The 17,906-nt window shown below is 58.8% G+C and carries 18 protein-coding genes; 2 read left to right on the top strand and 16 right to left on the bottom strand.

Annotation, left to right across the window (positions count from 1 at the left end; genetic code table 11):
• Window positions 1-135: 135 nt before the first annotated feature.
• The 7 genes from H035_RS18425 to H035_RS0105900 are packed head-to-tail and all read right to left on the bottom strand — an operon-like array spanning window position 136 to window position 6,582.
• Complete coding sequence (locus tag H035_RS18425) at window positions 136-873, bottom strand: 4'-phosphopantetheinyl transferase family protein (RefSeq protein WP_022948082.1); 738 nt, start codon at window positions 871-873, stop codon at window positions 136-138.
• Window positions 874-875: 2 nt separating this feature from the next.
• On the bottom strand, window positions 876-2,549 hold the full coding sequence (gene ggt / locus H035_RS0105925) for a gamma-glutamyltransferase (protein ID WP_022948081.1): 1,674 nt from the start codon (window positions 2,547-2,549) through the stop codon (window positions 876-878).
• The gene (locus tag H035_RS0105920) at window positions 2,549-2,797 is read right to left on the bottom strand and encodes a YfhL family 4Fe-4S dicluster ferredoxin (RefSeq protein ID WP_022948080.1); all 249 of its coding nucleotides are present in this window, start codon (window positions 2,795-2,797) and stop codon (window positions 2,549-2,551) included. Before H035_RS0105920 ends, ggt begins: the two co-directional genes overlap by 1 nt.
• Before the next feature lies 1 nt (window position 2,798).
• Complete coding sequence (coaD, locus tag H035_RS0105915; protein WP_022948079.1) at window positions 2,799-3,290, bottom strand: pantetheine-phosphate adenylyltransferase; 492 nt, start codon at window positions 3,288-3,290, stop codon at window positions 2,799-2,801.
• The gene (rsmD, locus tag H035_RS0105910; protein WP_022948078.1) at window positions 3,287-3,853 is read right to left on the bottom strand and encodes a 16S rRNA (guanine(966)-N(2))-methyltransferase RsmD; all 567 of its coding nucleotides are present in this window, start codon (window positions 3,851-3,853) and stop codon (window positions 3,287-3,289) included. The genes coaD and rsmD overlap by 4 nt, the downstream gene beginning before the upstream one ends.
• Window positions 3,837-5,174, bottom strand: a complete 1,338-nt coding sequence (locus H035_RS0105905) for a M16 family metallopeptidase (RefSeq protein WP_022948077.1) — start codon at window positions 5,172-5,174, stop codon at window positions 3,837-3,839. Before H035_RS0105905 ends, rsmD begins: the two co-directional genes overlap by 17 nt.
• Window positions 5,164-6,582, bottom strand: a complete 1,419-nt coding sequence (locus H035_RS0105900; protein WP_084684938.1) for a M16 family metallopeptidase — start codon at window positions 6,580-6,582, stop codon at window positions 5,164-5,166. The genes H035_RS0105905 and H035_RS0105900 overlap by 11 nt, the downstream gene beginning before the upstream one ends.
• 128 nt (window positions 6,583-6,710) lie before the next feature.
• Between H035_RS0105900 and cyoE the strand changes: the two genes are divergently transcribed.
• Window positions 6,711-7,610, top strand: coding sequence for a heme o synthase (gene cyoE, locus H035_RS0105895; RefSeq protein WP_022948075.1), 900 nt, complete (start codon window positions 6,711-6,713; stop codon window positions 7,608-7,610).
• Between the two features lie 4 nt (window positions 7,611-7,614).
• Here the strand turns inward: cyoE and rpoH are convergent, their stop codons facing one another.
• The 6 genes from rpoH to H035_RS18420 form a co-directional block, all read right to left on the bottom strand.
• The gene (gene rpoH, locus H035_RS0105890; protein WP_022948074.1) at window positions 7,615-8,475 is read right to left on the bottom strand and encodes an RNA polymerase sigma factor RpoH; all 861 of its coding nucleotides are present in this window, start codon (window positions 8,473-8,475) and stop codon (window positions 7,615-7,617) included.
• A 132-nt stretch (window positions 8,476-8,607) separates the two neighbouring features.
• On the bottom strand, window positions 8,608-9,573 hold the full coding sequence (gene ftsX, locus H035_RS0105885) for a permease-like cell division protein FtsX (protein ID WP_022948073.1): 966 nt from the start codon (window positions 9,571-9,573) through the stop codon (window positions 8,608-8,610).
• A gap of 7 nt (window positions 9,574-9,580) precedes the next feature.
• On the bottom strand, window positions 9,581-10,234 hold the full coding sequence (gene ftsE, locus H035_RS0105880) for a cell division ATP-binding protein FtsE (protein ID WP_022948072.1): 654 nt from the start codon (window positions 10,232-10,234) through the stop codon (window positions 9,581-9,583).
• A 111-nt stretch (window positions 10,235-10,345) separates the two neighbouring features.
• Window positions 10,346-12,358, bottom strand: coding sequence for a signal recognition particle-docking protein FtsY (gene ftsY / locus H035_RS0105875; protein ID WP_022948071.1), 2,013 nt, complete (start codon window positions 12,356-12,358; stop codon window positions 10,346-10,348).
• A gap of 26 nt (window positions 12,359-12,384) precedes the next feature.
• Window positions 12,385-12,993, bottom strand: a complete 609-nt coding sequence (locus H035_RS0105870; protein WP_040574351.1) for a hypothetical protein — start codon at window positions 12,991-12,993, stop codon at window positions 12,385-12,387.
• The gene (locus tag H035_RS18420) at window positions 12,990-13,742 is read right to left on the bottom strand and encodes an SURF1 family protein (RefSeq protein WP_022948069.1); all 753 of its coding nucleotides are present in this window, start codon (window positions 13,740-13,742) and stop codon (window positions 12,990-12,992) included. The genes H035_RS0105870 and H035_RS18420 overlap by 4 nt, the downstream gene beginning before the upstream one ends.
• Window positions 13,743-13,775: 33 nt before the next feature.
• Between H035_RS18420 and H035_RS18415 the strand changes: the two genes are divergently transcribed.
• Window positions 13,776-14,021: a twin transmembrane helix small protein gene (locus H035_RS18415; RefSeq protein ID WP_022948068.1), complete on the top strand. Its 246-nt coding sequence runs from the start codon at window positions 13,776-13,778 to the stop codon at window positions 14,019-14,021.
• 25 nt (window positions 14,022-14,046) lie between these two features.
• On the opposite strand, the gene H035_RS0105855 is transcribed toward H035_RS18415, so the two are convergent.
• The 3 genes from H035_RS0105855 to coxB all read right to left on the bottom strand — a co-directional run bounded on the left by H035_RS0105855 (window position 14,047) and on the right by coxB (window position 17,887).
• Window positions 14,047-14,919: a cytochrome c oxidase subunit 3 gene (locus H035_RS0105855; RefSeq protein WP_022948067.1), complete on the bottom strand. Its 873-nt coding sequence runs from the start codon at window positions 14,917-14,919 to the stop codon at window positions 14,047-14,049.
• A 198-nt stretch (window positions 14,920-15,117) separates the two neighbouring features.
• Window positions 15,118-16,725 carry a cytochrome c oxidase subunit I gene (gene ctaD, locus H035_RS0105845; RefSeq protein ID WP_022948065.1) on the bottom strand — a complete coding sequence of 536 codons (1,608 nt, stop codon included), beginning with the start codon at window positions 16,723-16,725 and terminating at the stop codon, window positions 15,118-15,120.
• A gap of 34 nt (window positions 16,726-16,759) precedes the next feature.
• Window positions 16,760-17,887: a cytochrome c oxidase subunit II gene (gene coxB, locus H035_RS0105840; RefSeq protein WP_022948064.1), complete on the bottom strand. Its 1,128-nt coding sequence runs from the start codon at window positions 17,885-17,887 to the stop codon at window positions 16,760-16,762.
• Window positions 17,888-17,906: the final 19 nt, after the last annotated feature.

The following is a 17,906-nucleotide window of genomic DNA, read 5'->3' as shown; positions in this document are numbered from 1 at the left end:
GGCTTTCGGGGAACGCCGTGAACCCATCCCTGGGAGCTTGATGGCGACCATCCAGGTCGCCAACATCCCCGAAAGCCATCCCCCACGCCCTTAGCAACGTGTTCCGGATCGTTCTCTCCGGCTCCCCTTCAAGGGTCAACAGAGTCTAGAATTCTCGATCCAGTCCGCCGGCAGGCAACGGTCCACCACCCGGATATTCCCCGGACGCGCGCAGAGCGCGGCGCAATAATTGTCTTTTCCCGTCAATTCGTGAACCGTCCAACTGGCGGGCAGCCCGCATTCCTTCGGCGCCGTGAGCAAACGGGCGCGATCGTCCAGGGCGAAAGCGCAGTGCTGAATCCCGAGCCCCAAGCCCCGCCCATGGGCTTTGGCCAAGGCCTCCTTCAGGGTCCAGAAACGCAGAAACCCCGTCAGACGATCCGCTTTCGCGAGGCTTGTCCACGTTTTCCATTCCGCTGGCGCGAGGCAGCGCCGTGCCAGGCGCTCCAAATTGGCGTGCGGTCGGATCGCTTCCACGTCCACCCCCAACGCCCGATCCCTTCCCACCGCCAGCAATAGGTAATCTTGAGAGTGGGAAAGGTTGAAGACGATCCCCTCCGGTCCCGGAAGAAACGGCTTGCCCCATTGGCCGCGGATGAAATGCACTGCCTCGGGGGATTGATTCAAGCAAGCACCCAAAATCCGGCGTACTTGCCCCCAGCAAGCGATTAAACGCCTCCGCCCTTCCGGGCGAAGCAATTTATCGGCCTGCATTCTTTCCTTCGCCGAGAGCACCGCCTTACAGCGAACCAGTGCCTTGGCGGAAAGCGACAGGGACAAGCGCCAGACAATCACCTCGTCGGTGGCGGGACAGGAAAAAGCGGACGGATCCATAGTTATTCGACGCGGGCCGATCCCTCGCCGCGAGGATCGGAAGCCGCTTCCACTCGGTTCAGCACCCGGTCCCAGACGATGGCTTGCATGTTGCCGTAAGGACGCTTCCGGGCTTGAAGACGATGCCCCAGGGACTTGAGCGCTTGCCGTTCGCGGGCCGACAGGGCGCCCGGTTCGTATTGAATCTCATCGGGCAGATATTGATGGTGAAAGCGCGGCCAAGCCACCATCGTGGCGGGCGTGAAACCTTGAGCGAAATCCAAAACCGCCAAGGTCACCATGGAGATGATGCGGCTGCCTCCCGGCGTCCCCACGATCCCCACCCGATTCGGCGACTCCAGGAAGGTCGGCGTCATGCTCGACAACATTCGTTTGCCCGGGGCGATGGCGTTGGCCTCGCCGCCCACGAGACCGTAAAGATTGGGCGTACCGGGCTTGGCGGCGAAGTCGTCCATTTCGTCGTTGAGCAAAATCCCGGTTCCGGGAACGGTGAAACCGGAACCGAACAGATAATTGACGCTCAAGGTGGCCGCCACCCGGTTACCCTTCCGGTCGAGAATGGAAAAGTGGGTGGTATCGGCGCCCCGGGCCACGGGTTTGAGCTCGGAGGCCAACCAGGCGCTGGGCAGGGCCCGATCGGGACGGATGGAAGCGCGCAGCCCGGCGGCATAATCGGGGTTCAACAAGCGCCCCAGCGGCATCGTCACGAAATCCGGATCCCCCAGGTACAGCGCCCGATCGCGATAGGCACGGCGCCAAGCCTCGACGATCAGGTGCTTGGCGGTGGCGCTGTCGAGATCGGTCAGATCCCAGCGGGACAGGATATGGAGAGTCTCCAACAAGACCACGCCGCCGGAGGACGGCGGGGCGGCGGAAGTTATCCGGACGTTTCGGTACTTCCCCCGCACCGGCTCGCGTTCCACCACTCGATAAGTGGCCAGGTCCTCACGGGACCAGATCCCTCCGGCGCGGCGTACCTCCTTCACCAAGCGCTCGGCCACCCATCCGGCATAGAAGCCGTCACGCCCCCGTTGGGCAATCGCCTCCAACACCCGGGCAAGATCGGGCTGCACCAAGCGGAAGCCGGGGTCGGGTGCCCGGCCTGGTGGCAAAAAAATCCGGGCGGTTTCGGGATAGCGTTGCATCACTGCTATCCGGCTTCGGCTTTGGCGCAAATAGCGATCGCCGACCACGAAACCCTCGCGGGCAAGGCGGATGGCCGGCGCCAGCGTCGTCTTCAAGGGCAGGCGACCGTCCTTTTCGGCCAGATGCGCCAACGCCGCGGGAAGCCCCGGAATCCCGGCGGCCAACGGGCCGTCGACGGAAGCCCGGGGAATCACTTTTCCCCGGGGGTCCAGATACATATCGCGGGTCGCTGCCAGGGGCGCTCGTTCGCGCCCGTCCAGCATCACCTGGGAATCGTCCGCGGCCCGGTGCAACAAAAAGAAGCCCCCGCCGCCCAATCCCGAGCCGGCCGGTTCCACCACCGCCAAAGCGGCCGCCACCGCCACCGCGGCGTCGAATGCATTGCCTCCTTGGCGGAGGATTTCCAATCCCGCCTCGGTGGCGAGCGGATGAGCGGAGGCAATCGCAGCTTGCGGCGGGGGCTCGGCAGCGAGCGCGATCAGCCCCCATCCGAGCAGGCAGGCGGCGAGAAGACGGCGCAAACCGGCCATTATTCCTGCTCGAGCCGCAAATACCTCTGATACAGGGTATCCCGATCTTCGGGCCGATCCGGATCGGAAATGATGCAATCCACCGGACAGACCTCCACGCACTGAGAAGTCTCGTAATGCCCCACACATTCGGTACAGCGCTGTGGATCGATTTCGTAGATCTCCTCGCCCAAGGCGATCGCCTCATTGGGACATTCCAGAACGCACACGTCGCAGCAGATACATTCATCGGTGATTTTTAACGCCATCTCATGCACCTGGTTGGAAAATTTCTCGTAGCCGCCGCTCCACTTGCGGAGGGACGAAATCGGAGACCTCGCCTCCCAGACGCGCCACCTCCTTGATCATGCTGGAGGAGACGAAAGCGTACTGCTCGGCGGGAGTGAGGAACATGGTTTCGATTTTTTCCTTGGCCAAGCGGCGATTCATCGCCGCCAACTGAAACTCGTATTCGAAATCCGACACCGCCCTGAGCCCCCTGAGAATCACCCGGGCCCCGTGCCGACGCGCGCAATCCACCAATAAATTGGCAAAGCCGGTCACCTCCACGTTGGGCAATTCGGCGAGCACCCCACGGGTCAGATCGACCCGCTCGGTCATGGGCAACAACGGCCGCTTGTCACGATTCTCGGCCACCGCCACCACTACCCGGGAGAAAATACCGGCCGCCCGACGCACCAAATCGACATGCCCGTTGGTAATGGGGTCGAAAGTGCCGGGATAAATGGCGATGACCTTCATGTCGCCTGCCTTTGATACAAATGACAACCCGCTTCTCCGACCCGCTTATGGCGCAGCCGCTCCCAATTGGCCGGTACCGGCGGACAGTCGAGCTCGCTTTCCGCCTCCACGTAAATTTTGGCGTCGGGCGTCAACCAACCGCCGGCTTCCAAGAGACGACAACAGGCACCGACGAGACCCCGACCGAAAGGCGGATCGAGAAAGACCAAATTAAAGGTTCGGTCCGGCGTGCGCTGAAGGAATCGCTTTACATCCCCCCTGACCGTCTCGATTTGCTCGGCACCCAATTTTCGCCGATTGTCCATCAGCATTTTCAGAACCCGCAGGTTGGATTCCACCTGCACCACCGTCGCCGCACCGCGCGATGCGGCCTCGAAACCCAAGGCCCCGCTGCCGGCGAATAGATCCAGGCACCGGGCACCGCTCACCTCCGCGCGCAGCCAATTGAACAAAGTCTCGCGCACCAGACCGGGCGTCGGGCGCAACCCGGCCACCGGGGGAAAGACCAGTTTGCGGCCCCGCCAGCGGCCGGCGATGACCCGAATTTCATTTTTCCTGGCCATCCGCCGCCGGAGGTTCGGTCACCGCGCCGCCCACGAGCACGGTCTGGAAGCGGTCCGGATCGAGGCGCCGCGAAAAGGCGTCGACGATATCGCGGCGCGTCACCGCCTTCACCCGAGCGGGAAAGGTATCGAGGTAATCCAGGGGCAAGCCGTAGAAGGCGACCATCCCTACATATTCGGTCAAATCGGCGTTGCTGTCGTAGTTGAGGACGAAGCTGCCGATAATGTTCTTCTTGGCGGCGGTCAATTCCTCCTCGGTCGGACCCTCTTTCAAAAACCGGTGAATGGTTTGATGCAAGACCTCCAAGGCCGCTTGAGCCTGGTCGTTACGAACCTGCAGACTGGCAAGATACGGCCCTTTCTCCTGCATGGGCATAAAGTAGCTCGCCACGCTATAGGAAAGACCTCGCTTCTCGCGGACTTCCTTGACCAGCCGGGAAGTGAACCCGCCCCCGCCCAATACGTGGTTGCCCACATAGAGGGGGAAATAATCCGGATCGCCGCGGGTGATCACCGGCATACCGGTATAGATGTGGGTCTGGGCGGAGGGGAATGGCGTTTCCCGCACTCCCCCGTCGGGCACCTCTGCCACCTTTTCGATAGGAGGCGCCGCCTCACCTCGGGGCAAGCCGCCCATCAATCTATCGGCAAGCTGTTTGGCTTGACTTCGATCAAGCGCCCCCACGATGACCACCAGGGCGTTTTCGGCTGCGTAGTAACGGCGGTGAAAAGCCTCCAAGTCTTCCCGCTGAATGGCCTGGACCGTGGGAATATGCCCTTCGCTGGGATGGGCATAGGGGTGATCCCCGTAGATCGCATCGAAGAACTGTACCCCGGCGATCCGCGCCGGTGATTCTTCTCGTCGCTTGAGCGCCATCAGCAGGCGCTTTTTCTCGCGGTTAAAATCCTGCTCGGAAAACCGCGGATTCGCGAGGATTTCCCGGGCCGTGCTCACCGCCACCCGCAGCTTGTCCGCTTCGGTCAAGCTGCGCAGTTGCAGCCAAGCCGCGTCGCGCGAGGCCCCGGTGCTCAGTTGCGCCCCCACGTTTTCCAACCGCCCTGCGATCGCGCTGGCGTCCCAGTCGCCGGCACCGGTATCCAGAAGGGTGGCGGTCAAAGCAGCCAAACCGTGCTTTTCTCCGTCCCGGGCGCTGCCGGCGGCGAATAACACCTGTATATCCACCAGCGGAAGCTCGGGGTTGTGGACATAATAAACCCGCACCCCTTCCGGGGTCCGCCAATGCTCGATCTTGGGGCCGGCCCAAGCGGCCATCGTTCCCAGCAAAAGAAGGATGAAAACGCATCCGCGCTTAATGAACATACTCGCCTCCGATGGCAGATCCGCTTTCCCGTGCCGACGGGGTTTCCCGATCGACCGGCAGGGGCTCCAAATGGGCCACGGTCAACCCGTCGGCGGAAAGATATTTATTCGCCACTTCCTGTACCTGCTGGGCGGTCACCTGACGCACCCGATCCACATATTCGTCCATTCGCTGCCAACCGAGCCCGACGGTTTCCAACAAACCGATCTGCATCGCCTGATAAAACATGGAATCCCGCTCGTAGATCGCCTCGGCGGTGACCTGGGCCTTGACCCTTTCCAATTCCTCGGCGGTGACTCGCTCCTCCTGCAGTTTGCGGATCTCCTCGCGCAAGGCTTGCTCCAAATCGTCCAGCGTGTGTCCCTGGGATGGCGTCCCGTCCAAGTTGAACAAGGTCGGCAGACGATCGTAGAGATTGTAGCTGGCGCTGACGGAAGCGGCGACTTGGCTGCCGCGAACCAGGCGGCTGGCAAGGCGGGCGCTTTGTCCGCCGTCCAGAATGCCGCCCAGTACGGTCAGGGCATAGGCTTCCCATTGGCGATCCTCCGGCAGATCGGCCAGAACCGGCGCTTTATAGCCCATCACCAGATAAGGCAGCTGGGCCGGCAGACGCATGGTCATGCGCCTTTCCCCCACTTGCTCGACTTCAGTTCGAGGCTTGGGAGGTGGAATCTCGCTGGGCTCGTGCTTTCCGAACCATTTCTCGGCCAGGGTCAACACGCGGCGCGGCTCCACGTCGCCCACCACCACGAGCGTGGCGTTATTGGGCGCATACCATCGCTGGTACCAGACTTTAAGATCGTCGAGGGTGAGATTCGCCACATCCGCCGGCCATCCGATGATGGGGTTTCGATAAGGCCCGTTGGTAAAGGCGGTCGCCATGAAATGTTCGTAAGTCTTGGCGCGCGGCTTATCCTCGGTGCGCAAGCGGCGTTCCTCAAGCACCACCTGTTGTTCCTTGGCGAAGGCTTCTTTTTCCAAGCGCAGATTTCGCATCCGGTCCGCTTCCAATTCCAGGGCGATCGGCAAATGGGATTTTTCCAGGCTTTCGAAATAGGCGGTGTAATCCGTACCGGTGAAAGCGTTCTCCCGTCCCCCGTTTTCCGCGATGATGCGAGAAAATTCTCCCGGACCGTGTTTTTCCGTCCCCTTGAACATCATATGTTCCAGCATATGGGAAATGCCGGTAACGCCCTCACGCTCGTAGCTCGAACCCACCTTGTACCAAATCTGGGACACCACCACGGGCGCCCGATGATCCTCCTTGACCACCACTTTCAACCCATTGTCCAACTTGAACTCATGCACCTGCTCGGTAGTCGCGCATGCCGCCAACGGCGACAGCAAAACCACCCAAGCTGCCATGCGAAGCCATGTCTTGGCCGGCTCGAGCAGGGGATGTTTCATTTTTCGACCGAATCCCATCACTGGTATATAACTTTTCATCGCCGCCCTTTATGCAGAGTGATCACATAAATTCCCACGGATTTAGTATAAAATGCAGGGTTCTATTGTAAACGATTCCCTTCCCGCCGATGAAAACGAATACGTCGACCTCCCCGCAGATACCCCTCTGGCGAGCCTATCTGAACCTGTGCAAACCCAAGGTGGTGGCTTTGATCGTGTTCACCGCGGTGGTGGGGATGTTTCTGTCGGTACCCGGCATGGTGCCGTGGCAACCGCTTTTGGCCGGAACTTCGGGCATCGCCTTGGCGGCGGCGTCGGCGGCGGCCTTCAATCACTATCTCGATCGCCACGCGGATGCGGTGATGGGGCGGACACGCAAACGCCCCCTTCCCCGAGGGGAGATCCAACCGCGCCATGTGCTGATGTTCGCCTCCCTGCTCGGCGTCGCGTCCATGGTGATTCTGGTGGTATGGACCAACGGGTTGACGGCGGTATTGACCTGCCTTTCCTTGATCGGCTACGCGGTGGTCTACACCGTCTTTTTGAAACGGGCCACGCCTCAGAACATCGTCATCGGCGGCGCGGCCGGGGCGGTCCCCCCGATCCTGGGATCGGCCGCCGTGTTGGGTGTGGTGCATCCCTATTCGGTTTTATTGTTTTTGATTATCTTTCTGTGGACACCGCCCCACTTCTGGGCGCTTGCGATCGCCAAACGGGATGAATACGCCCAGGTGGACATCCCCATGCTGCCGGTCACCCACGGGGTGGAATTCACCGGCCTGCAAGTATTCCTCTACACGATTTTATTGTTCGTGATCAGCTTGATACCTTATTTAACCCGGATGAGCGGCCTGATCTATTTGGCGGCCGCGGTCATTCTGGGGGGAATATTCCTGTATCTGGCCTGGCAACTCCGCCGCCGCCCCGAAGACGGCCGCCTGGCCATGCGCACCTTCGGTTACTCCATTATCTATCTGATGGGGATCTTCGCCGCTTTGCTGGTGGATCACTACCTGCCCTGGCCTTGACGACTCAAGCGGCCCCTTCCACCATGCGTTCCTTGAGCTTGAGGATGGCGCTTTTTTCCAATTGACGGATGCGTTCGGCGGAGACGCCGTAACGATCGGCCAACTCGTGCAGCGTGGCCTTCTTCTCCCCCAGCCAACGGGATGCGAGAATATCGCGACTGCGCTCGTCCAAACGGCTCAAGGCCTGACGCAAGCGCTCCTGGGTAAGAAGCCGCCATTCGCTGTCTTCCAATTGGCGGGCCGGGTCGGCATCGGCCTCGCCGGCCAGATACTGCACGGGGGCAAATTGCCCCTCTTCTTCGCTGCTACCGACGTCAAACGCCATATCCTGGCCGTTCAGGCGCTGTTCCATTTCCCGCACGGTTTCCACTTTCACCCCCAGATCCTCGGCGATCGTCTCGGCTTCTTTTTGATTGAGCCAACTGAGGTGTTTTCGAGCTTTGCGCAGGTTGAAGAAGAGTTTGCGCTGGGCTTTGGTGGTGGCGATTTTGACGATCCGCCAGTTGCGCAATACAAATTCGTGAATTTCCGCCCGGATCCAATGGACGGCAAAGGAAATCAGCCGCACTCTCAAGCTCGGATCATAGCGCTTGACCGCTTTCATCAAACCGATATTCCCTTCTTGAACCAGATCCGCCAAAGGCAAGCCGTATCCCAGATAGCCCCGGGCGATGGGCACCACATGGCGCAAGTTGGACAATACCAGTTGTCTGGCCGCTTCGATGTCGTCTTCTTCGCGGTAACGCGTCGCCAACGCCCTTTCTTCCTCCGCACTCAAGACCGGGATCTGATTGACGGCAGCGAGGTAATCGCTGACGGAGCTGATGGATGTGCCGATACCGGGAAGTGCCAATGCGTTACTCATTCCGTCCCTCCTTTTTTATTTGAAGCGCTACCGAGCAGCCTTTGAGATTAGCATCACTTTCATGAGAGTGCCAATCGTTTAGAGAGTTCCCTGGCCGGTTTCGTTTCCAAAGGAAGCTCCCCGGGTTCCAAATTAGACCTTGAGCCGCCACAAATGACGGGTAGCCACCAACCACGCACCAAGCATGCCCAGGCCACAAGAAAACATCCAAAATTCGAGGATTTCGCCCAAAGACAGGAAATGCAGGGAAAAACTGCCGTTATACAAAGCGACCAAACGCTGCACCGGAGGTTGCAAAGCCAACCATATCCCGCCCACCGTCAACCAGCCCAGCAACCCCCCCATCCAGCCATACCAGAATCCCGCGTACAGGAAGGGGCGACGGATGAATCGGTGGGTGGCGCCTAAAAGCTTCATGACCTCGATCTCCGGTTGCCGGCTTTGCAGCTCCAAGCGAATCGTATTGCCCACGGTCAACAAGACCGCCAAGCCCAGAATCCCTCCCAGCAATATTCCGCCCCGCTCGGCCATCTGCAGCAGAGCCCGCAGTCGTTGCAACCAATGCATGTCCCATTGGGCGAGATCGACCGCCGGGTATTCCCGCCATTCCTCTACCAAGGTTCGGAGGCGCTGGGGAGTACGCCAGCGTTTTTCGGGCAATACTTCGATCACCACCGGGAGCGGATTCTCTTCCAGGGCGTCCAGCACTTCGCCAAACCCGCTATAACGCCGAAAATCGGCCAATCCGGCCTCTTTGTCGATCAGTTTGGCCGCAGCCACCGCCTCGTGCCCGCGAAGCTTGGTCAACAACTCGATTCCCTCGGACTCGCTCACTTCGGGTTGCAGATAGAGGGAAATCCGCCAACTCTCCTCGAAACGTCCGCTCAAGGCGTAAAGATTGTCGAGAGTCAGATAAAACGTCAACGGCAAAGCCAAGGTCACGCCGATGGCCATCAGGGTCATGACCGTCACCCAAGGATTGCGCCATAAGGCCCCCAAACTGGAAAACAGCGCATAACCATGCAACCGCCCGTAATGACGCAACCGCGAGCGTAACCGGGGGAGTCGGGGCGAGTGAGAGGATGGGCTTTTGGACATAAGCGGATTATGCTGCCAGGCGACCGCGATCCAGATGAATGACCCGATGCGCGAATCGACTGACCAGATTTTGGTCGTGGCTGGCGATCAACAAGGTGACGCCGACCCGGTTGAAATCCCGGAACATTTCCAGGATTTCCAGGGACAATTCGGGATCCAGGTTCCCCGTCGGCTCGTCGGCCAAAATCAAGGGGGGGCGAGCGACGATGGCGCGGGCGATGCCGACCCGTTGCTGTTCCCCGCCGGACAAAGTCATCGGATAACGACGCTCGTATCCTGCCAGACCGACCTTGTCCAAAGCGGCGCGCGTCCGGCGCCCGATTTCTTCCGACCCGAACCCGGCGATCAACAGCGGCAGAGCCACATTGTCGAAAACGCTGCGGTCGTAGAGCAAGCGGTAATCCTGAAAAATCAGGCCCAATTTGCGGCGCAGAAACGGGATCCGGCGATCCGGCAAGCGGCTCAAATTGACGCCGTTCAGGAAAATCGTGCCCCGGGTCGCACGCTCCATCAGGGCGACCAAGCGCAGCAAAGTGCTTTTACCGGCGCCGGAATGGCCGGTAATGAAAATCATTTCTCCCGGCGAAACCTGAAAGCTCAGTCGAGTCAAGGCATCTCCGCTGCCGGGATAGCGTTTGCTGACCTGATCGAACTTCAGCACGCGAGAATTAAAACCCGTTGATTTCCAGGTTAAACCGATTCCGCCCACTCGCGTCTAAAACCGGGCAATCCAACCAATTAACATCATAGTCTATCGGCGACTTCAATGGCATTAATGCACCGTAACCGCTTGTTCTTCCTGGAGCTGATCGGCGAACAACGCGTCCACGAAGGCCTCAGCGTCGAAATCCTGCAAATCGTCGATGCCTTCGCCGATGCCGATGAAGCGGATCGGAATTCCGAACCGCTTGGCCAAGGCGAAAATCACGCCGCCCTTGGCGGTTCCGTCCAGCTTGGTCAAAGCCAATCCGGTCAAATCCACGGCTCGATGGAATTGCTCGGCTTGAACCAGCGCGTTTTGACCGGTGGTGGCATCCAAGACCAACAGCACCTCGTGAGGAGCGGCCGGGTCGAGTTTGGCCATGATTCGCTTGATTTTGGCCAATTCCTCCATCAGGTTGGACTTGGTGTGCAAGCGGCCCGCGGTATCGGCGATCAACACATCGATCTGCCGGGCCTTGGCCGCCTCGAGGGCATCGAAGACCACGGACGCGGAATCGGCGCCGGTTTGCTGAGCGATCACCGGCACTTGGTTACGCTCTCCCCAGGCTTGGAGTTGTTCCACCGCGGCGGCGCGGAAAGTGTCCCCCGCCGCCAACATCACCCGCTGGCCCTGGCGTTGGAATCGCTGGGCCAATTTGCCGATGGTGGTGGTTTTCCCCACGCCGTTGACCCCTACCACGAGGATCACGAAAGGATTGGCATCCGGATCGATGTGCAAAGGCCGGCTGCTCGGCTCCAGGATCTCCGACAAAGTATCGCGTAGCGTCCGCATCACCTCGGTGTTGTCTTGTAGCTGGTGACGCTCCAACTTGGAAGTCAAACGGTCGATGATTTCGGTGGTCGCATCCACCCCCACATCCGCCATCAGCAGATGGGTTTCGATCTCCTCGACCAACTCGTCGTCCAGGGTCTTGCCGGCCAACGGCAGACCCGCCAGAAATCCGGTCAACCCCCGGCGGGTTTTTCCCAGTTGGCTCTTGAGGCGGTCATACAGGGTTTCCGGCTTCGGCGGCGGAGGCAATACCTCGGCTTCCACGGCCGGCGGACGGAGCGCTTCCTCGGCGGGCGGCGCCACCGCTTCCGGTAAAGGCGGCGCATAGCGGAGATGGAATCTGACCGCGCCGACCGTCAGCAACAAGATTACGCCCACCAGCCCGTGCGCCACCGTCAATGCCGGCTGGATGTATCGCAACACGCCCAGCCCCAAGGCGATCTCCACCAACAGCAGGAAATTCAGTAATATGCCCGTCTTACTCAGATGCGGGACTTTGGGGTTGGAACTGATACCGATTCCCAAGCCGAACAGCACCACGAATGCCAAGGCGGCACCGACCCGATGTAGCCAGTGGATCGTGATCCTGGCTTGGGCATCCGGCAAGGTCCAGGCGGTCAGGCCCCCTTGCCATTGCTCCCAGAAGGCGATGGCGTGCCAATCCAAATCCGGCCACCACACCCCTCGGCAAGTGGGAAAATCGGGACACGCCAGGGTGGCGAAATTGGCGCCGACCCAAGCGCCCAAGACGATCTGGCCCAGGGCGACCCACCATGCCAGCGCGGCATAGCGGCGCAAGCCGGATGGGGTCTCCAAAATTCGCCATTCCACCGGTTTAAGGCGCAAATACAACCGCCAGGCGAGCGCTGCCATCAATACCGCCACCAGCAAATGGGCGGTGACCAGCGTCGGCATCAAGCCGCTCTTCACCACGGCGGCGCCCAATCCCCCTTGAAGTAGATACAAACCCAACAACCCACCGCTGCCCAGCACGGCGATCCGCCGATTCGGCTGAATCCATGCCAGGACGGCCAGTGCCAGCAAGACGATGCCGAGCAATCCGGCGGTCAACCGATGACCCATCTGGGTCCATGCCTGGACTGGGTCGTACAAAAAGCCGGGATGGGCCTGGAGCGCTTGGGCGCTCGGCTTTTCCGGCGGCCAGAGATAACCGTAGCAAGTAGGGACGTCGGGACACGCCAACCCCGCCCCGGTCGCCCGGACGTAAACCCCGGAAGCCAGGACGGTCAAAATCAACAAGAGTGCGATGAAGGTGAGTTTTTTATACATCTAATTCTTATACTGCTACCGGACGGTCATCCGATCCGCGAGGCGCGCAACAGACGACGCAAATCGTGGTAAAGGCCGAAAGGATCGAACTCGGAATCATACCACATCATCAAATTTCCCAAGGGATCCATCAGGATCACCTGCCCTCCGGGGGATGGAGTGGCGAGAATTTCCTTTTCCAAGCGCTCGAGAAAGACGGGCGGCACTTGCGCGAGATACAAATGCTCGTCCTCGGCCAAAGCCTCCAGGGTTTCCGCTTCCGGCGTCCGGTTCTGCGCCCAAATGACCATCCGCCTGACCCGGGGAATGTCTTTATTGAGCAATACGTGGAGTTTGCCGGTATCGGCCAGGTTCTCCCGGCACGCCTTGCCGCAGCGCTCGGGGAGCCAATGGATGACCACCCAGCGCCCCCGGATTTCCTTCAACGGCCGGGAGGGCACATCCGCCACCGGTTGAAACAGATCATAGACAACCGCTTCGGGCGGATCGATCAATGTACCGTGATTGCCGGGCGTTCCCAGCCAACCCGGATGGTTAACCAAATACCAGGCCGCCACCATCGGCAACACGCCGATCAAGACGACCGCCCAAAATATCAACCCATTGCTGACGCTTCGTTTCGCTTTCTTAGTCACTTGCTACCTTCTGCTTGCATATCACGCGCCCGTTTAAGGCCGTGCCGAATCCATAAACCCAATACAATCAGGGCGAATGCCGCCCATTGCACGGCGTAGCCCCAACTGGTATGGGGACGGATATGGTCGAGGCGCCATTCCCGCAAATAGCCGTCCGGCAATTCGGGGGCCATTTTAATTTGAAAATCCAATATCGGTTGGCCCAGTCGTTCGGCAATGATCTCGGGGTTGATGTGTTGCACGACGGCCGGCCAACCTTCGGTGGGCGTTTCCATGCCTTCGAGAGACATCCCGGGCTTGGAAAAATGATCCGCCATTCCCCGCACCGTCACTGGTTCATTGGCCAAGGATACATCCGGCAATTGGCTGCGATCCCGGCGCAGGGGGACCCACCCTCGATTCACCAGCACCGTTTGACGGGAGTCTTCGATTTTCAGGGGCGTCAATACTTCGTAGCCGACCCGACCTCCCCGGGTACGGTTGTCCAACAGGATTTGATGAGCGGAATCCCAAACGCCGCTGACAATCACCTTTCGATATCGCAGGCGGTTTCGCGTCAACTGCTCGTCGCCGGATAAAACCATCGCCGACGCCTGCCTCCTGCGTTCATTCATATCCAGCAGGCTTTGTTTTTCCTCCGCCCGATGCACCTGCCAGCGCGCCAGCAAAAGGAACAACCCCACCGCCACGACAGTCAAAGCGGTCAATGTCCATTTGGGTTTGAAATAGCCCCTTCTACTCTTTACCATCCTCAATCTTTATCTCACTCATACCCACCCATTATGTGGATCAAATTACTCGTTATCCTTGCGTTCCTGGGGATTGTCCTAAGCCTGGGCTCGGCGCTTTATCATCTCCTCAAGCACGAAAATCTGTCTCAAGGAACGGTGAAAGCGCTGACCATTCGAATCATCTTGTCCTTGGTCTTGTTTTTGTTCCTATTGTTCGCCGCCAGCCAAGGGTGGATCAAACCCCACGGAATTCAAGGCGGACTTCTAGACAGCCAAAAAAAAGGCGCTACCGGGTAGCGCCTTGAATCGGGAAAAGCCTTTCTTAGAACCAGTATACAAAGATAAATAGTCCCAACCAGACCACGTCCACAAAGTGCCAATACCAGGCAGCCGCTTCAAAAGCGAAGTGGTGGCTCGAATCGAAATGGCCGCGCATGGCGCGAAGCAGCACGACCGTCAAGAATATCGCCCCGATGGTCACATGCATACCGTGAAATCCGGTCAGCATGAAGAAGGTGGAACCGTAAATCCCCGCACCCAGGGTCAAGCCGATCTCGGTATAGGCGTGATAATACTCGTAGCCCTGCAAAAGCACGAAGGCGAACCCCAAAGCGATCGTGGCGATCAAGCCCTTGATGAACTGGGAACGCTCGTCCTTCAACAGTCCCCAATGGGCCCAAGTCACCGTCGCGCCGCTGGTCAACAGAATCAAGGTATTCAACGCTGGAATGCCCCAAGCTCCCATGGGTTCGAACTCGCCCCCCACCTCGGCGGGACCGTTGGTGGGCCATTCCGAGACGAACTCCGGCCAGAGCAGATGGGTATATTCGCCCACGCCGGAGGCGCCTTCCCCCCCCAGCCAGGGCACGGCATACATGCGCACATAAAACAAGGTGCCGAAAAAAGCGGCGAAGAACATCACTTCCGAGGCGATGAACCAAATCATTCCCCAGCGGAAGGACCGCTCCACCTGCTCGTTGTACAACCGGGCCACGCTTTCATGGACGACTTCCCCGAACCAACCGAACATCATTCCGAGAATAATGAGAAGACCGAGCACCATGAAAAAACCGCCGGCGCCGGAACCGATCAGTTTGGCGGAAAAGCCGCTCATAAAGATGAACAGGCCCAAGGAGCCCCAAATCGGCCATTTCGCCTTGTGAGGCAAATAATAGCTATCGCTTGCAGACGACATAACTCTCCCCTTCGTTTTTCTATATCAAACCCTTGACCGGCTCGATTTCACAGCGCGCGGCCGAAAACATTCAAAATGGTTAGAACATAAAGCGCAATCGCCAGCAGCCCCAACCCCACGGCAATAATCAGGTTTCTCTTACGACTACCCATTAGATCTCCGCATCGCCCCTCTCCGGAGAGAGGGGCGTAACGATACTTACTCCCATTCAATGGCCTTGGAAATATTGACCTTCTCGAAGGAATGATGATAGGGCATCGGTGACGGAAGATTCCATTCCAAGCCGTGGTGTTTCGCACCTTCCCACACCTCGTCGCCGGCTTTTTCACCTTCTCCCTTGATCGCTTTATAGGCGATGTAGACCAGAAGCAATTGCGTGAATCCGAAAATGAAGGCGCCTACCGTGGACATCTGATTGAACTCGGTGAACTGAACCGCGTAATCCGGAATCCGCCGCGGCATCCCCGCCAATCCGAGAAAATGCTGAGGCATGAACAATATGTTGAAGCCCAGGAAGGAAAGCCAAAAATGGAACTTGCCCAATCGCTCGTCGTACTTGACCCCGGTCCATTTGGGCAGCCAGTAGAAGAAGCCGGCGAAAATACCGAAGACCCCGCCGCCCACCAGCGCGTAGTGAAAATGGGCAACGATGAAATAGTTATCGTGATAATACAGATCCGCCGGTGCCTGGGACATCATGATCCCGGTGAAACCGGCCAAGACGAACAGCACCAGGAACCCCAAGGCATGCAGCATCGGAGTCTCGAAGGTCAAGGCCCCCTTCCACATGGTGGCCAGCCAGTTGAACACCTTCACCCCGGTGGGGACCGCGATCAGCATGGTGGCGTACATGAAGTACAATTCCGCCGGCACCGGCATTCCCACCGTAAACTGGTGATGGGACCAAACGATGAAAGACAGGAAACCGATTACCGCGGTGGCGTACACCATGGAGTTTTTACCGAACAACGGCTTGCGGGAGAAAGTGGGAATCACCTGGGAGACGATCCCGAAGGCCGGCAGAATGATGATGTACACTTCCGGATGCCCGAAGAACCAGAACAAATGCTGGAACAGCACCGGATCCCCACCGCCGGCCGGATTGAAGAAACTGGTGTCGAAATATTTGTCGGTCAGCAGCATGGTCACCGCGCCCGCCAGCACCGGCATTACCAGAATCAGCAAAAAGGCGGTGATCAACCATGCCCAACAAAACATCGGCATCTTCATCATAGTGATGCCCGGGGCACGCAAATTGAAAATGGTGACGATGATGTTGATCGCCGCCATGATCGAGGACATCCCCAGCAAATGCACGCTGAAGATGGTGAAGGGCAAAGAATTGCCCATCTGCAGCACCAGCGGCGGATACAAGGTCCAGCCGGCAGCCACCGCGCCGCCGTCCATGAACAGGGTCGAGCTCAACAGCGCGCCCGCGAACGGCAGCAACCAGAAACTCCAGTTGTTCATGCGCGGCAAGGCCATATCCGGCGCGCCGATCATCGGCGGGATCATCCAGTTGGCAAAACCGGCGAACGCCGGCATCACCGCCCCGAACACCATGATCAAAGCGTGCAGCGTCGTCATCTGATTGAAAAAATGGGGATCGACCCATTGCAAGCCGGGCTGATACAACTCCACCCGGATGATCAACGCCATCGCTCCGCCCACCAGGAACATAAGCATCGCGAAGACCAGATAGAGGGTTCCGATGTCTTTATGATTCGTGGTGGTTATCCACCGCAGCCAACCTTTGGCGGGACCGTGTTCATGATGCGCGTCATGCGTATCCGCTACCGTTGCCATGCCACTTACCTCTCGTAGTTTTCAGTCAATTCGTTCAGCGAAGCTCGGCGATTGCTTCCGGTTTCACCAGATCCCCGCTCTCGTTTCCGAAAGCATTGCGGACATAGGTGATCACCGCGGCCAGACTTTCATCGCTGATATTTTCATCCTGGCCAAAAGCGGGCATCATCCCCTTGCCTTCCAGGACAACCGCCAGCATTTGGTCGACATCCCCCGTCGCTACGGGGCTGTCCGCCAAGGCGGGAAAAGTACCCTGAATGCCGCTGCCGTCGGCCTTATGACAGCTGGCGCAATGGGTGTTGTAAGCGGACTTACCCATGTTCATGGCCTGGTCCATGCCCCACGATCCTTCTGCTTCCGCAGCCCCGCGACTTTGCTTCCACTGGGCAACCCAAGCATCGTATTCCTCCTGAGTCACCGCCTTGACCACAATAGGCATATAACCGTGATCGCGGCCGCACAGTTCGGCGCATTGACCGCGGTAGAGACCCGGCTTTTCAATGGTGGCCCAAGCGGCGGTGATGTACCCCGGGATCGCGTCTTTCTTCCAACCGAATGCCGGTACCCACCAGGCGTGAAGAACATCCGCCGCCGTGATCATAAAACGTATTTTCTTGTTGATCGGCACCACCAAGGGATGATCGACGTTCAACAAGTAATTGGGTACTTTTTCCGGATCCATACCGGAATTCATTTGGCGCGCCCGGTTGCTTTCCTCGTCCAGGCTGCTGAAAAATTTGATGCCTTCTTCGGGGTACTCGTAGTGCCACTTCCATTGATAGCCGGTCACCTTGATCGTCATATCCGAGCCGCTGGTATCTTCGATCTTGATCAAGGCTTTGGTGGCCGGTATCGCCAGGCTGATCAGAATCAGCACCGGAATAACCGTCCAAATGATTTCGAGCTTGGTGTTTTCGTGAAAACTGGCCGGCACGGGGTTCTTGGACTTGCGGTGGTTGATGATCGAGTAAAACATCACCCCGAACACCACGACCCCGATTCCCACACACACCCAGATGGCGTACATGTGGAAGCCGTAGATCATACGGCTGGTTTCCGTCGGCCCCACGGGGATGTTGACATGGTAATCGGCCCATGCAGCCGCCGCCCCCAAACTTAGGGCTACCGCGAGAAACAACCGGCTGAGATTAAATAGGATCACGGAAAACTCCCCTCATGTT

It is taken from the genome of Methylohalobius crimeensis 10Ki, assembly GCF_000421465.1.
GTDB lineage: Bacteria > Pseudomonadota > Gammaproteobacteria > Methylococcales > Methylothermaceae > Methylohalobius > Methylohalobius crimeensis.
This window is presented reverse-complemented; position numbering and strand designations above follow the sequence as displayed.

Coding starts and splice junctions, on each gene's coding strand:
- H035_RS18415 (WP_022948068.1), top strand. CDS start 13,776: ATGTGGATCAAATTACTCGTTATCCTTGCGTTCCTGGGGATTGTCCTA.
- ctaD (WP_022948065.1), bottom strand. CDS start 16,725: ATGGCAACGGTAGCGGATACGCATGACGCGCATCATGAACACGGTCCC.
- ftsX (WP_022948073.1), bottom strand. CDS start 9,573: ATGTCCAAAAGCCCATCCTCTCACTCGCCCCGACTCCCCCGGTTACGC.
- ggt (WP_022948081.1), bottom strand. CDS start 2,549: ATGGCCGGTTTGCGCCGTCTTCTCGCCGCCTGCCTGCTCGGATGGGGG.
- rsmD (WP_022948078.1), bottom strand. CDS start 3,853: ATGGCCAGGAAAAATGAAATTCGGGTCATCGCCGGCCGCTGGCGGGGC.
- H035_RS18420 (WP_022948069.1), bottom strand. CDS start 13,742: ATGGTAAAGAGTAGAAGGGGCTATTTCAAACCCAAATGGACATTGACC.
- ftsY (WP_022948071.1), bottom strand. CDS start 12,358: ATGTATAAAAAACTCACCTTCATCGCACTCTTGTTGATTTTGACCGTC.
- coaD (WP_022948079.1), bottom strand. CDS start 3,290: ATGAAGGTCATCGCCATTTATCCCGGCACTTTCGACCCCATTACCAAC.
- H035_RS0105900 (WP_084684938.1), bottom strand. CDS start 6,582: ATGAAACATCCCCTGCTCGAGCCGGCCAAGACATGGCTTCGCATGGCA.
- H035_RS0105855 (WP_022948067.1), bottom strand. CDS start 14,919: ATGTCGTCTGCAAGCGATAGCTATTATTTGCCTCACAAGGCGAAATGG.
- rpoH (WP_022948074.1), bottom strand. CDS start 8,475: ATGAGTAACGCATTGGCACTTCCCGGTATCGGCACATCCATCAGCTCC.
- cyoE (WP_022948075.1), top strand. CDS start 6,711: ATGAAAACGAATACGTCGACCTCCCCGCAGATACCCCTCTGGCGAGCC.
- H035_RS0105920 (WP_022948080.1), bottom strand. CDS start 2,797: ATGGCGTTAAAAATCACCGATGAATGTATCTGCTGCGACGTGTGCGTT.
- H035_RS0105905 (WP_022948077.1), bottom strand. CDS start 5,174: ATGTTCATTAAGCGCGGATGCGTTTTCATCCTTCTTTTGCTGGGAACG.
- H035_RS18425 (WP_022948082.1), bottom strand. CDS start 873: ATGGATCCGTCCGCTTTTTCCTGTCCCGCCACCGACGAGGTGATTGTC.